This is a genomic window from Nocardiopsis alba, from assembly GCF_000710955.1.
In the GTDB taxonomy this organism is placed as follows: Bacteria; Actinomycetota; Actinomycetes; order Streptosporangiales; family Streptosporangiaceae; genus Nocardiopsis; species Nocardiopsis alba.
On the sequence record NZ_BAZE01000004.1, the window covers coordinates 107,685 to 122,806 of the forward strand.

Consider the following 15,122-nt stretch of genomic DNA (forward strand, 5'->3'; position numbering starts at 1 on the left):
CACGGGGCCCTTCCTCGCCCACGTGGGGCCCGCACCGTTCAGACGGAGGCCGGGGCCCGTGTCTCCGGAGGCGAATAGCGCACCAGGCGGCCGGGAAGGGCACCGTCGATGGTGGAGCGGGTGCGCACCCTGACCCCGCAGAGCAGGTCGACCAGACCGGTACCGTCCGGACGGACCACCGCGGCGGAGGCGTGCACGGCGACCACGGCCAACGCCCACCAGCCGTGGCCCGAGGCGATGAGCAGGACCACCGGCAGGGACAGCAGCGCGGTCCGGGCCAGGACCAGGTGGCGCCCGGCCGGGCGGGACATGGAGCGTTCGGTCAACGCGAGGTGCACGGCGGCGCGCCCCGGCGAGCAGCGGTCACGACGGAGCATGGGCACCAGGACCCCGAGGAGCAGGGCGACGCCCGAGAGCACGGCGATCCGCGCCCGGGCCTCGAGATCCGACGGGACCGGACCGTAGACGGCGATCAGGGCGAGGACCAGCTGCGATCCGAACCACCACGCCCCCAGGTCCAGGAGAGTGCCCAGAGCCCGCCGGAGGAGGTCGGGCGCGGCCCGGTCGGGGACCGCTCCGGGCCAGGACCGGTGCGGACCGTACGGCCACAGAGTCGGGACCCAACGGGCCAGGAGCCAACCGAGCAGGACCCCGGCCACGGCGACCCCGGTGAGTTCGGGCGCGTCCACGTTGTAGGAGCACGGGTACAGGCCGAGGACCCCGGTGGCGCGGATCGCCGTCACCGCCAGTGCCAGGGCGGTGCCCAGGGCGAGCGTGACCAGGAGCCCGCGACGGAATCGGGCCCGGGCCAGGATCCCCACCGGGAGGAAGAGCCCGAGGGTCAGGGCGATCGAACGCGGATCCGGTGGCGGGGCGGCCTCGGGGACGACCGGGCAGAGCCCGTCGATGGAGGCGGGCAACGGCCAGACCGCGTAGGCGACCAGGCCGGCGCCGACGAGGAGCGCGGCCCGTGTGAGCGTCCCCGACCAGCCCGTCGGGCGTCCATAGCGGCGATGCTGGCCGTTCAGATAGAGGGCGGCGCCGATCACCGTCAGCAGTGGTACGGCCGCGACCGCCACGTCGATGGCCGCCTGTCCGCCGCCGAACGGTTGCCCCATCACGTCTCCTCCCGATTCGGCCTGTTCCGCGCCGTAACGCTAGTACGGCCGGAACCCGTGTGTGCGGGGAACCGGGATTCGGGCCCCGATCCGTTCCCGAGACCCCGCCGTTCAGGGGCGATAAGGAAGCAAGATCCACCTATACGGTCACATGTGAAGTTCGTCCTATGGCTTTCCATAACACCGACCCCACAGGGCACAGCAAGCCCCAGAGCTGCACTTCTATGAACATTCCACCAGTTCATGGCAGACTGCCTACGCCCCCGGATAAACCGGCGTTTCCCAGCCGAGATACGATCCCCCACGCCGAAAAGACCCGCCAGTGGTCACCCCGGCGGCGAATCCGCGTCACCCCGTCCGGGAGGAACGCGGTGTCCGGGCGGGAGTCCGCGTACCCGTCCCCCGTCGCCATCGGCGACCGGGCGACCACGGATCCGGCTCCCCGTAAGACCTCATGACGCGGATCGACAGGAGCACCGTGCAGGAAGTACCGAAGAAACGTGGGCGGACGATCACCGCCCGTATCCGCGCCATGGTCACGATCCCCACGGCCGCCCTGATCGCGCTGTGGCTGATCCTCACCGTCGCGCTCGGTGGCGAAGCGGTCTTCCGACTCCTCCGCGCCAAGGCCACCCACGAACTGGTCACCCCGGCCGCGATCGGTCTGGTCGACGCGATGACGGAGCGGTCGGCGACGATCGCCTACATCGAGAACCCCGACGACGCCGACCTGACCCAGCGCCTCACCGAGGCCCGTCACTCCACCGACGAGTCCCTCGGCACGGTCGTCTCCGAGCTCATCACCTTCGTGGACATCGCCCCCGAAGAGGCGGGCATGCACATCGAGATGCTGTACGACATGTACCAGGACGTCGACGAGATCCGAGAGGCCGTCGACTCCGGGAACGCGAGCCGTGACGACGTCCTCGACTACTACAACGAGCTGGTCCTGCACGGCGCCGACAGCTTCGACAGCCAGGGGCGTCTGAGCAGCGACGGCGGCCCCTCCGTCAACCCCAGCTTCACCGCGGTCTACATGTTCCGCGCGGTGGACGCCTTCTCACGTTCCGACGCCCAGCTCTCCCGGGCCTTCGCCACCGACGAACTCTCGGTCGAGGACCAGCGCGAGTTCACCCGTCTGGTCGGCACCTACCAGGCCTTCCTGGACGCCAACGCCGGCTACCTGGGCGGCCCCGGTCAGGCCGAGCGGTTCGAAGCGGTGCTGGACGGCCCCGAGTACGCCTCGCTCCTCGAGATGCAGGAGCGGATCACGGAGCGCGAGGTCTCCTCCGAGACCATCACCGATCCGGTCACCCTGGCCCCTCAGACCGTCGACGACCTGTCCATGCCGGTGGACCGGGACGAGTGGGACGCGGCCTACGGCCACGTCCTGTCCGAGCTCACCGACATCGGCGCCGATGAGGCCCGTTACGCTGCCTCCCTGACCACCGAGGGCGCCAACCGGTCCGTGCTGATCGCTCTCGGCGGCAGCCTCGGCGTGGCCGCCGTGACCGGACTGGCCTTCTACCTGGCCCGCCGTTCCTCGCGCAACCTCACCGACCGTCTCCTGGCCCTGCGCGACCAGTCCCAGGACCTGGCTGAGAAGCGTCTTCCCGCGATCATGGAGCGCCTGCACCGCGGCGAGCGCGTCGACACCGGCGCCGAACTGCCCGAGCTCCGGGCGGAGGACGACGAGATCGGCGACGTCGCCCGCTCCTTCAACACCGCCCAGCGCGCGGCGGTCGAGGAGGCGGTCCAGCAGACGGAGCTGCGCCAGGGCGTCAACCGCGTCTTCCTGAACATCGCGCACCGGAGCCAGACCCTCGTCCACCGACAGCTCCGCCTGTTGGACCGGATGGAGCGCGAGCAGGAGGATCCCGAGCAGCTCGCACAGCTGTTCAAACTGGACCACCTGGCGACCCGTTCGCGGCGTAACGCCGAGAACCTGCTGATCCTCGGTGGCGAGGCGCCCGGACGTACCTGGCACCGCCCGATGCCGCTGATCGACGTCCTGCGCGGCGCGATCTCCGAGTCCGGCGACTACACCCGCGTCAAGCGCGAGCGCATCGCACGCGTCGACCTCAACGGGCCGGCCGTCGCCGACGTCATCCACCTGGTCGCCGAGCTGGTCGACAACGCCGCGATGTTCTCGCCCCCGCACACCAACGTGCGTCTGAGCAGCGAGTCCGTACCCAACGGCGTGACCGTAGAGATCGAGGACCGCGGTCTGGGCATGTCCGACGCCGAGTTCGCGTCGGCCAACGCCCTGCTGTCCGAGCCGCCCGAGTTCGACGTCATGCGTCTCAACGAGAAGATGCGCCTGGGCCTCTTCGTCGTCTCGCATCTGGCCCACCGTCACGGCATCGGCGTGCATCTGCGCCCTTCTCCCTACGGCGGCGTTCTGGCCATCGTCCTGCTGCCGCAGGAGCTGATCTCAGGGGATCGTGCCCCTCTGCCCGCCTCCGACGAGACCGAAGAGGACATCTGGGAGGTCCGCGAGATCGTGGACCGCACCCCCGAGGCCGCTCTGACGGACGGCGCGCCCTCGTCCTCCGAACCGGCCGGAAAGCCGGTCCTGACCTCGGTGACCACCACTCCGAGCGCCCCCGACCAGGGGAGCGACCTCCTCGGCGGGAGCACCGAGGACCGTCCCCCGCTGCCCACCCGCACCTCCCGGATCAGCGCGGTGCCCGACCGTCCGAAGACCTCGACCCCCTCCCCCGAGCCGGCCGCGCCCGCTCCGAAGCGCCCGAGGGACTCCGAGCCCTCTCCCGAGAACACCACCCCCGAACCCGCCGCCCCGCCCGTCCAAGAGGCGGAGCGGACCGAGAGCGGCCGTCCGCCGCTGCCCAAACGACGTCCCCAGGAGAACCTCGCCCCCCAGTTGGCCGGCGACCCCGCCGGCGAGGGCGGGAGCGGGCCCGCGTCCGGTGCCCCGGGCAAGGCCTCGTCCCCGCTCGACAGCTCGGAACGGCTGGCCCGCCTACGCCGCAACATGTCCGCCTTCCAGAAGGGCACGGACCGTGGACGGCGTGAGAGCAGGCAGAAGACCAACGACACCGACAAGGACGCTTAACCGTGACCAGTACCGAAAGCGCAGGCGGGAACGCCGCGGGCCGGAAGAACATCGACTGGCTGCTCGATGAGCTGCTGGAGCGGGCCGTCGGCTCCCGGCACGCGATCGTCCTCTCCGCCGACGGCCTGTTGATCGGCCGCTCCGAGAGTCTGGAGAAGGAGGACGCCGAGCACCTGTCCGCCGTGGCCTCCGCCTTCCAGAGCCTGGCCCGCGGCACCGGCCGCCACTTCGGCGGCGGCGAGGTGCTACAGACCGTCGTCGAGATGGAGAGCGCCTACCTCTTCGTCACCGGGGCCGGGCGCGGTGCCTGTCTGGCCGTCCTCGCCGAGGAGAGCGCCGACGTCGGCCTCATCGCCTACGAGATGAACGTCCTGGTCGACCAGGTCGGCCGTTACATGGACGCCGCTCCACGACATGAGAGCGCCACCCGGGAAGCCACTCGCTAGGGGTCGATATGCAAGAGCATGACGAGTTCGATCCGAACGATCCACGGCACGGTCTCGAGCATCGTGACCCGATAGACGGGTTCGACGACGACACCGGTGCCGGAGAGGACGACCGACTGGTCCGGCCCTACGTCATCGCGCAGGGCCGCGACCACGCCGACAGCGTCCGCCTGGACATGATCAGCGTGGTGATCGCGGCCAAGCGCGCCGAGGTCGACGAGTTGGCGCTCGAACCGGAGCAGCTCCGCATCCTGGAGCTGTGTCGTCGCCCCCAGTCGGTGGCCGAGGTGTCCGCTCACCTGGACATCCCGGTCGCCGTGGTCAAGGTCCTGCTCAGTGACCTTCTCAACCGCGGTCTGGCCTTGGCCCGCGCCCCCTACACAGCAAAGAGCCCGGTGAGCCGGGACGTACTCCAGGCGGTTCTCGATGGCATCCAGAGACTTTGACCCCGTCGCCGAGGCCCCGGTCCCCTCGGCGCTGAAGATCCTGATCGCCGGTGGCTTCGGCGCCGGGAAGACGACACTCGTGGGGTCGGTCAGCGAGATCGCCCCGCTCAGCACCGAGGAGGTGATGACCGAGGCCAGCTACGGGGTCGACGACCTGTCCGGGGTGGAGTCCAAGACGACCACCACGGTGGCGTTGGACTTCGGTCGGATCACCATCAACGAGAGCCTGGTGCTGTACCTGTTCGGAACACCCGGCCAGGAGCGCTTCTGGTTCATGTGGGAGGAGCTCTCGGAGGGCGCCCTGGGCGCGGTCGTCATCGCCGACACGCGCCGGTTGGAGACCTGCTTCGCCTCGGTGGACTTCTTCGAACGCCGGGACGTGCCCTTCGTGGTGGCGGTGAACTGTTTCGAGGGCGCCCACAGGTACGCGCCGGACGAGGTCCGGGAGGCGTTGAGCCTCAGCCCGGAGACCCCGGTGGTGCTGTGCGACGCGCGGGATCGGGCATCGGCCAAGGAGGTCCTGCTGTCCCTGGTGAACCGGGTCGCCGAACGCGTCGCCGCCTGAACCGCTCCGTCCGGGTCCGGGGCGTCGACCTTTCGCGTCATCGTTCCACGAGGTGTGCCGGTGAAGGACGGGCGGGGATACAGAGGACGAGAAGGAGAACATTCGGGACACGGTTCGGGATGTTCGAGGGTACGAAGCGCCTTCCTCTCCTGTACACGAAGGCCTCCCCGGTAAAGTGCGGGGCGGCGAAACGCCCATGGAGTGGTGTTTCACGTACCCGACGACCCTGGACCCGTCTCGGGCGGGTCCGGACGAAGGTGGAGTTCCCATGAAGCGTTTCGAATGGCGCGACAAGATCCGCACACTGGACGCCGAGGAGGACTACGAGGAGATCGTCCGCATCCTGTCGACCCGGGAGTTCCCCTGGGACATCGAGCAGGCCTTGGGGCTGGCCCTCTACCGCACCTACGCGGTTCCGAGCATCGGCGAACTCCTCGGCGGCACCCGTGAGTTCACCGCGCGCCCCCAACACCGCTACGACGACACCGTGCTCATCCTCAACGACATCCTGGAGCACGGCTTCGAGCCCGGCCGCGGCCGTGACGCCCTGCGCCGGATGAACCAGATGCACCGCTCCTACGAGATCTCCAACGACGACTACCGGTACGTGCTGAGCACCTTCGTCGTCATGCCGGTCCGCTGGCTCAACGACTACGGCTATGGCTGGCGACGACTGAGCGACCACGAGATCGCCGCCTCCACGAACTACTACCGCAAACTCGGCAGGCACATGGGGATCAAGGACATCCCCGAGACCTACGAGGAGTTCCGCGAACTCATGGACTCCTACGAGGCCGAGCACTTCGCCTACACCGAGGGCGGACGCGCGGTCTCCGACGCCACCCTCGACCTCATGGTCGACTTCTACCCCGCGTGGCAGCGGCCGCTGGTCCGCCCCTTCACCAAGGGGCTGCTGGACGACAGCCTGATCCGGGCCTTCCGCTACCCCGAGCCGTCCGCCTTCTGGCGCAGGGCCGGGGACGTCGCGCTCAAGGCCCGCGCCAAGGTCGTGCGCCGGATGAGGCCGCGCGAGGAACCGAAGTGGGCACGTTCCAGCTCCAACGTCCGCAGCTACCCCGACGGCTATCACCCCTCCCGGATCGGGACCTTCCCGAAGGGCTGCCCGATCCCCCACGACATGCTCACCCGGGAGGTGCCCGGAACCGGCGCCCACGTCCCCGCGCCCGGCCAGGCCGTCGCCCCCGCGACGTCCGACCCCTCGGGCGACGCGACTACCGACGCGCGATAGGCGCCCCCGACCCCTTTCCCGGGCCGGACCCTCATCGATACGGCCCACGCCCCCACGAGCGGTCCCCCGTTGTCCATCGCCCCCTCTTCCCCTGAAGGACCCCAGAATGAAGCGTTTCGACTGGCGCGACGAGATCCACCGCCTCGACGCCGAGGCCGACTGCGTGCGCATCGTCCAGATCCTGACCTCCCACGAATTCCCGTGGGACATGGGCAGGGCTCTGGGGATCGCCCTCTACCGCACCTACGCGGTCCCGAGCATCGGCGAACTCCTCGGGCGGACGGACGAGTTCACCGGAAAGACCCAGAAACGCTACGACGACACGGCCCTCATCCTCGGCAACATGATGCGGTACGGGTTCGAGCCGGGTAAGGGCCGCGACGCCCTGCGCCGGATGAACCAGATGCACCGCTCCTACGACATCTCCAACGACGACTACCGATACGTGCTGAGCACCTTCGTCGTCATGCCGGTCCGCTGGCTCAACGACTACGGCTACGGCTGGCGACGACTGAGCGACCACGAGATCTCGGGGATCACCAACTACTACCGCAAGCTCGGAAAGTACATGGGGATCAAGGACATCCCCGAGACCTATGAGGAGTTCCGCGACCTTCTCGACACCTATGAGAAGGAGAACTTCGCCTACACCGAGGGCGGACGCGCGGTCTCCGACGCCACTCTCGACCTCATGGTGACGTTCTATCCGCCACGCGTGTCCGGTCTGGCCCGCAAGTTCTCGATGGCGATCCTGGACGACTCGCTCATCCGGACCTTCCGGTACGACCCGCCCGGTCGGGGCTGGCGCAAGGGCGCCGACATCGCCCTCAAGCTGCGGGCCAAGGTCGTGCGCCGGATGAAGCCGCGCGAGGAACCGCTGTGGGCGGACCTGAACCCGAACATCCGCAGCTACCCCGACGGCTACGACATCGACAAGATGGGCACCTTCCCGGCCACCTGCCCGGTCCGGCACAACGTGGACCCCGTGGCCCACGAGGAGCTGTACGGCGCGGAGGGGGACCGTCCCCGAGAGGCCGCGTCCTCGGGGGCCGACGCCGAGGCGTCCGAGGCCGCGAAGGCCGATGATCGCGCGTGAGCACCACCCCCGACACCCCCGTCGGAGCCGCTCCGCTGCCTCGCTCGGTGCACGCCTGGTACGGCAGCGGCGCGGTGGCCACGGGGATCTTCAACACCGTCCCCGGACTGCTGCTGCTCATCTACCTGACCGACACCCTGGCCGTCGGTCCGGCGGTGGCCGGGGCGGTGATCTTCCTACCGAAGATCGCCGATCTCCTGATCAGCCCCTACATCGGCGTCCGGTCCGATCGGACGCGTTCCTCCTGGGGGCCGCGTCGGCCGTGGATGCTCGCCGGAGCGGTGACCCTGCCGGTGCTCTTCGCGGCGCTGTTCTTCGGCCCCCCGCTCCAGGGGAACGCCGCCGCCGTCTACGTCGCGGTGCTGTTCGTGCTCGCGGCCCTGGCCTCCTCGATGTTCCAGGTGCCGCACGCGGCCATGCCCGGTGAGATCACCTCCGACTACCACGAACGCTCCACCTTCAACACGTGGCGGACCGCGTTCGTGGGGTTGGCGCTGATGTTGGGCGGGGCGCTGGCCCCGGTGCTGCAATCCGCCCCCGAGGACCCGGTGACGGGCTACCGTCTGATGGGCCTGGCCATGGGCGCGGTCATCCTGTTCGCCATGCTCGGCAGTGTGATCGGTACCCGTCGGGCGCCGCGCCCGGCCTTCCCCGCGCGCACCGAGAACATCCTCGGCCAGCTGCGTTCGGCCTTCTCGCACCGTCACTTCCGGGTGTTGTTCCCGGCCAACCTGCTCATGGGCGTGGCGAGCGGGACCATGGTGGCCGGGGTTCCGTACGTGACCGCCAACGTGATGGGCGAGCCCGCCTACACGAGCATCCTCATGGTGTGCGTACTGGTGCCGCTGATCGCCACGGCCCCCCTGTGGAAGCGCCTGTCGGTCCGGTCGGACAAGCGGAGCGCCGCGGGCCTGTCCGCCGTCGTGTTCGCGATGGGCGGCCTCGGCCTCCTGTTCATCCCCGTGTGGGGTGTCCCCGGGGCCGTGTTCTCCTCCGTGCTGGTGGGCATCGGGCTGTCCGGTGTCCACCTGCTCCCCTGGTCGATGCTGGCCGACTGCCTGGCCACCGACGACGGCTCCGGTCGCCGCCAGAGCGGCGTGCTGTCCGGGGTCTGGACCGCGGGCGACGCGCTGGCCCAGGCCATCGGCACCGGCCTGCTCTCGCTGTGCCTCGCGGTGAGCGGGTACGTGGAGTCCGGCGCCGGGGAGGTCGTCCGGCAGAGCGACTCGGCGCTGCGCGGCATGCTGATCGGCAGCACCCTGCTGCCGGCCCTGGTCATGCTCTCCTGCCTGATCCCACTGATGTTCTACCGGCTCACCCGGGAGCACCTCCCCGAGGCCTCCGGCCCGGAGGGTCCCTCCGAGGGGTCCGAGGTCGTGGGGGTCTGACCCTCCCCCGGTGGTCCCGACCGGGGACCACCGGGGACCGTCGGAGAGCGCCTCAGCGGCCCAGACGGCGCCAGAGAGGGCGGGGCAGCAGGCTCAGAGCGGTGAAGAGCGGGCGCAGGACGGGCGGGGCCCACACCGTGCCGGCCCCACTGCGCAGCCCTCGGACGGCGACGTCGGCGACCTGTCCGGGCGTGGCCGGGAAGGGGGCCGGCTCCACATGGGCGGACATCCGGGTGGCCGCGTAGCCGGGCCGGACCACCAGGACGCGCGCACCGGACCCGTGCAGGGAGTCCGCCAGCCCCTGGGCGAAGCCGTCCAGCCCCGCCTTGGCGGAGCCGTAGACGAAGTTGGCCCTGCGTACCCGGACCCCGGCCACGGAGGACAGGACCATCAGCGTGCCGTGCCCCTGCTCTCTCAGCCGGGCGGCGACCGCCAGCCCGCTGGAGACATGACCGGTGTAGTTCACCGTCGCCGCCCGGGCCGCTTCGACCGGATCCGCCTCGTACGCGGACTGCTCTCCGAGCACCCCGAAGGCGTCCACGACCACGTCCAGGTCGCCGACCAGGTCGACGGCGGCGGCGATGGTCGCGGCGTGGGTGTCGACCGCCTCGGCGTCGAAGTCCAACGAATGGACGTTCGCCCCCGTCACCGTCAGAGTCTCGGGCGGGTCCGTGACCCCGCCGCGCGCGGCCAGCACCACCTCTCGGGCGCCTTCGAGCAGAAGCCGTTCGACCACGGCCAGACCGATCTCACTACGGCCTCCGAGCAGTAGGACACTGCGCACACCTCCCAGGGAGTCGCGCATGGGGGCCACCTTCCTTCCTCATCGGGTCGAGGGCTCTCAGACGAGTTCGAGTCGGCGGGCCAGGTCGGAGACGAGCACCCCACCGGGGTCGACCCGTTCGCGTACCTTCCGCCAGGCCGGCAGCTCCGGATACATGGCGTGCACGACCTCGGCGCTCGCCCGACCGTCCTTGGCCAGGTACAGCCGGCCTCCCGCCGCCAGCACCCGTTCGTCGAACCCGCGCAGGAGGCGGGCCAGACCGGGGTGGTCGACCGGCAGATCCATGGCGAGCGTCCACCCGGGCCGGGGGAAGGAGAGCGGACCCGGGGTCGGGTCCCCCATCCGTTTGAGGACCGCCAGGAACGAGGGGGCGCCCGTTCGCGCGAGATCCTCGACCACCGCCCGGAGCGTGTCCTCCTCGCCGAAGGGGACGACGAACTGGTACTGGGCGAACCCTCGTGGACCGTACAACCGGTTCCACCCCTCCACCGCGTCCAAGGGGTGGTGGAAGGCGTCGAGCGGTCGGATCCGTCCTCGCCGGCGGCGAGGAGCCGCATTGTAGTAGGCCGTGTTGAACGCCTGCGCCGTCCACCGGTTGAGCAGGCCCGACGGCGCCCATCGCGGGGCCGCCGGCGCGGACCTCGGTCGAACCCTCCAGGGCTCGTCCCGCAAGGGGGCGGGCAGATCGGTACGAAGGGCGTGGCGTGCCCGGGTGACGATCCCCCGTCCGGTGTCGCCGCCCCTGGCCAGCAGGTCGATCCATCCGACCGTGTACCGGTGGCCCCGGGGACCGTCCCCCATCAGCTCCAGGGTGGCGTCGAGGTCTCCGGTGCGATCGATGTCCACCATGACGTGGGACGTCTCGACGGGGCGCACCGCGACGGTGGCCGAGGTGATGACACCGGTGAGCCCCATACCGCCGACCGTGGCGTGGAAGAGGTCGACGTCGCCGTGGTCGGGACCGAGTTCGAGGAGCTCCCCGAGCGGGGTCGCCAGGGTCAGGGAGCGCACATGGGCTCCGAGGGAGGAGTCGACGTGGTGGTTCTTGCCATGGACGTCGGCGGCGATCGCCCCGCCCAGGGTGACGTGCGCGGTGCCGGGCACGACCGGGAGGACCCGCCCATGACGCAGCAGGTACGTCGTGAGACGGCGCAGGTCGATCCCGGCGGGCGCGGTGATCTCGTCCCGCTCCGTGTCCAGGCGGAGCGGCCCGGTGAGCGAGGAACAGTCCAGGACGAGCCCGCCCGCGGACTGGGCGGCGTCTCCGTAGGAACGGCCCAGCCCTCGGGCGAGGGCACCGCGCGGCCCCGCCCGGGTGAGCGCCTCGGCGACCTGTTCCACGGTTCGTGGCCGCACCACGGTGGCGGCGGTGGGCGAGGTGCGCCCCCAGCCGGTGAGGAGGGTCGGTCGACTCACAGGTGGATCCCCAGTCCGATCAGGAGGACGAGGCTCAGAAGGGTGGCCTGGAGGGGTCGGTCCTTCAACGCGATCTCCTCCGGCTCCTCGCCCGAGCCCCGGTCCACGAGCAGGTTGTAGCGGAGCACGAACATGACGAACGGAACGATGCTGACCGCGTGGAACACCGATTGCGGGCCGCCGCCCTGTTCCAGCGCCCACAGGCAGTAGGTGACGATCATGGCGCCGGAGGCGACGGTGCGCATCCGCGAGAGGTAGTCGGTGGTGTAGCCGAGCAGGGCCGCCCGCGTGGGGTGCGTCCCACCCTCTTCGCCGAGGTCGGCCTCGCCCACCGGTTCCGGGGCCCCGGTCGCGCGGAGCTCCGCCTCGCGCTTGCCGACCACCACCAGCAGGGCCGCCAGAGACACCACGATCATGAACCACGAGGTGAGCACGACCCCGACCACGATCCCGCCGGCCATCGCGCGCAGCACGTGGCAGGAGGCGACTGCGACGAGATCGACGACGACCATCGTCTTGAGGAAACGCGTGTAGAGCAGGGTGAGCAGGACGTAGCCGGCGATGAGGGCGGAGAGTGCCCCGTTGCCGAGGACGAGTGAGGCGACCGGGGCGACGAGGACCGCCAGGACGCCCACGACCACGGCGATCGGCACCGGAAGCTCGCCCGAGGCGATCGGGCGATGGCGCTTACGCGGGTGGCGACGATCGTGGCGCGCGTCGCGCACGTCGTTGAGCAGGTAGGTCCCGGCCGAGGCCAGACAGAAGAGGCCGAAGGTCGCCAGGCACAGGAGCACGGCCCGAGGGTCGGCGAGCGCCCCGGCCGTGGCGGGGGCGGCGAACACCAGCAGGTTCTTGAGCCACTGGCGGGGGCGGCAGGCCCGCAGGAGGGCGAGGGCGAGTACGAGGCCCCTCCGTCCGGGTCGGTTCCGGGCCGTGGGGATCGCGGTCACGTCTTCCCCCTCGGGTCCGTCGTCGGTGTTTCGGAAGGTCCGGGCCGCCCGTGGGGGTGGCGGGCGGCCCGGAGGGGACGGGGGCGGTGGATCCGATCGTCGAACGCGGGGGTGGCGGACGGTCGGTCCATCCGGTCAGCCTCGTCGGGCGGTGCCTCGACCGGTGACGAACAGGATCACCGCGATGCCGATGAGGCCGGCGCCCGCGATCAGGGCGGCCACGGGCAGCGTGCTGTGCAGCAGGGGAAGGACCTTGCGGGCCTGTTCGGTGTTCTCGATGGACGCGGCGCGGGTGGCGTCGTCGAAGGAGAGTTCACCGCTGAGCAGGGTCAGGACCTCTTCACCGTCCACGACGACGACGCGGTGGTGGTCCTCGCTGATGTTGATGGGGGTGCCGCTGATCGGTTCGATCCAGTAGGTGCGGACCATGGAGAAGGTCTCGTCGCCGACGACGTCGCCCTCACCGTCCAGGCCGGCGACCGAGCGCGGGACCTCCCGCTCATCGATGACGGTCGGCTCGACGGTCTGGACGAACTTGTAGGCCTCGACGCCGTCGATCTCCTCCACGCCCTCGAACTTCATCGGGACGACCTCCTGGACGGTGGTCTCGAAGAAGTCGTAGTCACGCTGTTCCGTCATGAACGGGAACTTCCAGGCCTGCCCGCTCTGGGCGACGGACTCCTCGTTGATCATGGCGTCACAGCAGTCGACGGCCTCGCCGGTGACCCGGTCGTGTCCGGCGCGACGGCTCGTGGAGCTGATCCCGAAGTCGGTGTCGGCGTCCTTGATCCAGGTGAACTGGTCCCACACGACGACGTCGTCGGTGCTGGACGCCACGTCGGCCCGGAGAGTGGAGTGCGCCTCGACGTTGGCGTCCTCGACCTGTTCGAGGTCCTCGATGTTGAAGTAGGTGACCTCTCCTGTGTTGACGGTGGCGTTGTAGTAGTCCAGTGGAGTCTTCATCAGGGAACCGGACATCCACGTACGCATCATGGGTGCCGAGACGAGACAGAAGACCCCCAGCGCGATGAGAACGACCGCAACGGTACGGCGCATGTGCCCTCCTGGGCGGATGAGAGTCAGATCTGGAACCAGGTTCAGTTCCAGGTAGAGTACTGCCCAGTAGTGAACGACGTCACCTGGGCGTGTCTGAATTTTTATAACACGTTCTAATAGAACGAGTTTCGACTCACTCCCGTTCTGGAAGGCTCCATGGCGCCCACTTCCACCGCGCCCGAGGACCCCGCCTCGGGCGGCCCCCGCACCGCCACCGTCGACCCGGCCCGCCTCCTCCCCCAGGTGAAGGGGCGTCACCACTCCCTCGACGGCGTCCGTGGTCTGGCCTGCGTCATGGTCCTCGTCGTGCACGTGTCCACCGAGACCGGGGACGCGCTCGCCCCCGGCATCGTCGGCGGACTGCTCAGCGCCGCCGCGCTCGCGGTCCCCCTGTTCTTCTGTCTGTCCGGCGTGCTGCTGTACCGCCCCTGGGCCCGCGCCACCCTGGACCTGACCCCGGGTCCCCGGATCCCCTCCTACCTGTGGCGTCGCGTCATGCGCGTCTTCCCCGCCTACTGGGTGGTGGCGGCGGTCGCCCTGTTGCTGTGGGCCGGCGAGTACCGCGACTCGGCGCGGCACTGGTTCGAGGTCATGACCCTCACCTTCCCCCTCAACACCGACCCGCACTGGGCCGGCCCCGGCCCCTACGGCCTGGGCCAGATGTGGAGCCTGTCGGTCGAGGTGGCCTTCTACCTCACCCTGCCGCTGTTCGCCCTGATCCTGCACCTGTGGGCGCGTGGAGGGAGGACCCCCGACGCCCGCGGACGCAGACTCATCGGCGGCATGGTGGTCCTGATCGTCCTGTCGTTCGCCGCGCTGATCCCGCAGTACCTGCCCGAGTACCGCGAGTACATGCACTCCTGGCTCCCCCGCTGCATGGGCATGTTCGCGGTGGGGATGGCCCTGGCCACGCTCTCGGAACTGGCCTGGCGGGAGCGGGGACCGGACGGACCGGTACGGCGCCTCTGCCGGACCCTGGCCTCCTCCCCCGGCCTGTGCTGGGCCGTGGCCGCGGCCTTCTACGCCCTGGAGGCGACCCCGGCCGCGGGCGGACGGTTCTTCGAACCCGGCAACCTGTGGATCTCGTTCGTCGAGAACGCCACCAGCATCGGCTTCGCCTTCTTCATGGTCGCGCCCGCCGCCCTGGCGCCGCCGCCCGCCGATGGCCCTCCGCCCTCCCTGCGCGCCCTGTCCACCTGGCGTGACGGCGCCTGGCTGGACGGGCTGATGCGCCATCGGGTCGTGATGTTCTTCGCCCGGATCAGCTACGGGATGTTCCTGTGGCAGTTCGTCGTGCTGTACCTGTGGCGCGACTTCACCGGCCAGGAGATCTTCACCGGTTCCTTCTGGTTGGACTTCGTCCCGGTCCTGGCCCTGAGCGCCCTGCTCGGCACGCTCACCTTCCATCTGGTGGAGGAACCCTCCCGCAAGTGGTCCCGGCGGGTTCTCGGCGGGCGGAAGGGGTCGACCGGACGTGGCGGAGGCGGGCGTCGGCGCCGCGGAACCCCGTCCACCCCTCCCCCGGCCTGAGC

At 70.1% G+C, this 15,122-nt stretch carries 13 protein-coding genes; 8 read left to right on the forward strand and 5 right to left on the reverse strand.

Translation table 11 applies throughout. The features are described 5' to 3' along the window. Positions 1-38: 38 nt before the first annotated feature. Positions 39-1,118 carry a hypothetical protein gene (locus tag TR33_RS09295; RefSeq protein ID WP_017535547.1) on the reverse strand — a complete coding sequence of 360 codons (1,080 nt, stop codon included), beginning with the start codon at positions 1,116-1,118 and terminating at the stop codon, positions 39-41. A gap of 454 nt (positions 1,119-1,572) precedes the next feature. On the opposite strand from TR33_RS09295, the gene TR33_RS09300 reads away from it, so the two are divergent. The 7 genes from TR33_RS09300 (at position 1,573) to TR33_RS09330 (ending at position 9,384) form a co-directional block, all read left to right on the forward strand. Then, positions 1,573-4,194, forward strand: a complete 2,622-nt coding sequence (locus TR33_RS09300) for a nitrate- and nitrite sensing domain-containing protein (RefSeq protein ID WP_042282736.1) — start codon at positions 1,573-1,575, stop codon at positions 4,192-4,194. A gap of 2 nt (positions 4,195-4,196) precedes the next feature. After that, on the forward strand, positions 4,197-4,640 hold the full coding sequence (locus tag TR33_RS09305; RefSeq protein WP_014908573.1) for a roadblock/LC7 domain-containing protein: 444 nt from the start codon (positions 4,197-4,199) through the stop codon (positions 4,638-4,640). A gap of 8 nt (positions 4,641-4,648) precedes the next feature. Continuing rightward, complete coding sequence (locus TR33_RS09310) at positions 4,649-5,086, forward strand: DUF742 domain-containing protein (RefSeq protein WP_017535545.1); 438 nt, start codon at positions 4,649-4,651, stop codon at positions 5,084-5,086. Beyond that, entirely contained in the window at positions 5,067-5,651 is a 585-nt protein-coding gene (locus TR33_RS09315) for a GTP-binding protein (RefSeq protein ID WP_014911992.1), read from the forward strand. The genes TR33_RS09310 and TR33_RS09315 overlap by 20 nt, the downstream gene beginning before the upstream one ends. 268 nt (positions 5,652-5,919) lie before the next feature. Beyond that, a complete protein-coding gene (locus TR33_RS09320; protein ID WP_042282739.1) occupies positions 5,920-6,900 on the forward strand; it encodes an oxygenase MpaB family protein in 981 nt (326 codons plus the stop codon). A gap of 106 nt (positions 6,901-7,006) precedes the next feature. Next, positions 7,007-7,996, forward strand: coding sequence for an oxygenase MpaB family protein (locus tag TR33_RS09325; protein ID WP_042282741.1), 990 nt, complete (start codon positions 7,007-7,009; stop codon positions 7,994-7,996). Next, positions 7,993-9,384 carry an MFS transporter gene (locus TR33_RS09330; protein ID WP_042282743.1) on the forward strand — a complete coding sequence of 464 codons (1,392 nt, stop codon included), beginning with the start codon at positions 7,993-7,995 and terminating at the stop codon, positions 9,382-9,384. The genes TR33_RS09325 and TR33_RS09330 overlap by 4 nt, the downstream gene beginning before the upstream one ends. Positions 9,385-9,436: 52 nt before the next feature. Here the strand turns inward: TR33_RS09330 and TR33_RS09335 are convergent, their stop codons facing one another. The 4 genes from TR33_RS09335 to TR33_RS09350 all read right to left on the reverse strand — a co-directional run bounded on the left by TR33_RS09335 (position 9,437) and on the right by TR33_RS09350 (position 13,590). Beyond that, positions 9,437-10,189, reverse strand: coding sequence for a decaprenylphospho-beta-D-erythro-pentofuranosid-2-ulose 2-reductase (locus tag TR33_RS09335; RefSeq protein ID WP_042282744.1), 753 nt, complete (start codon positions 10,187-10,189; stop codon positions 9,437-9,439). Positions 10,190-10,225: 36 nt separating this feature from the next. Next, on the reverse strand, positions 10,226-11,584 hold the full coding sequence (locus TR33_RS09340; RefSeq protein ID WP_042282746.1) for an FAD-binding protein: 1,359 nt from the start codon (positions 11,582-11,584) through the stop codon (positions 10,226-10,228). Continuing rightward, complete coding sequence (locus TR33_RS09345) at positions 11,581-12,534, reverse strand: decaprenyl-phosphate phosphoribosyltransferase (protein ID WP_017535540.1); 954 nt, start codon at positions 12,532-12,534, stop codon at positions 11,581-11,583. Before TR33_RS09345 ends, TR33_RS09340 begins: the two co-directional genes overlap by 4 nt. Positions 12,535-12,669: 135 nt before the next feature. After that, the gene (locus TR33_RS09350) at positions 12,670-13,590 is read right to left on the reverse strand and encodes a cell envelope lipid trafficking protein PgfA (RefSeq protein WP_014913621.1); all 921 of its coding nucleotides are present in this window, start codon (positions 13,588-13,590) and stop codon (positions 12,670-12,672) included. Between the two features lie 156 nt (positions 13,591-13,746). Between TR33_RS09350 and TR33_RS09355 the strand changes: the two genes are divergently transcribed. After that, positions 13,747-15,120 (forward strand): acyltransferase family protein, encoded by a 1,374-nt coding sequence (locus TR33_RS09355; protein WP_017535539.1) that lies wholly within the window; start codon positions 13,747-13,749, stop codon positions 15,118-15,120. The last annotated feature ends 2 nt before the right edge of the window (positions 15,121-15,122 follow it).

Coding starts and splice junctions, on each gene's coding strand:
- TR33_RS09320 (WP_042282739.1), top strand. CDS start 5,920: ATGAAGCGTTTCGAATGGCGCGACAAGATCCGCACACTGGACGCCGAG.
- TR33_RS09315 (WP_014911992.1), top strand. CDS start 5,067: ATGGCATCCAGAGACTTTGACCCCGTCGCCGAGGCCCCGGTCCCCTCG.
- TR33_RS09300 (WP_042282736.1), top strand. CDS start 1,573: ATGACGCGGATCGACAGGAGCACCGTGCAGGAAGTACCGAAGAAACGT.
- TR33_RS09350 (WP_014913621.1), bottom strand. CDS start 13,590: ATGCGCCGTACCGTTGCGGTCGTTCTCATCGCGCTGGGGGTCTTCTGT.
- TR33_RS09355 (WP_017535539.1), top strand. CDS start 13,747: ATGGCGCCCACTTCCACCGCGCCCGAGGACCCCGCCTCGGGCGGCCCC.
- TR33_RS09335 (WP_042282744.1), bottom strand. CDS start 10,189: ATGCGCGACTCCCTGGGAGGTGTGCGCAGTGTCCTACTGCTCGGAGGC.
- TR33_RS09295 (WP_017535547.1), bottom strand. CDS start 1,118: ATGGGGCAACCGTTCGGCGGCGGACAGGCGGCCATCGACGTGGCGGTC.
- TR33_RS09325 (WP_042282741.1), top strand. CDS start 7,007: ATGAAGCGTTTCGACTGGCGCGACGAGATCCACCGCCTCGACGCCGAG.
- TR33_RS09310 (WP_017535545.1), top strand. CDS start 4,649: ATGCAAGAGCATGACGAGTTCGATCCGAACGATCCACGGCACGGTCTC.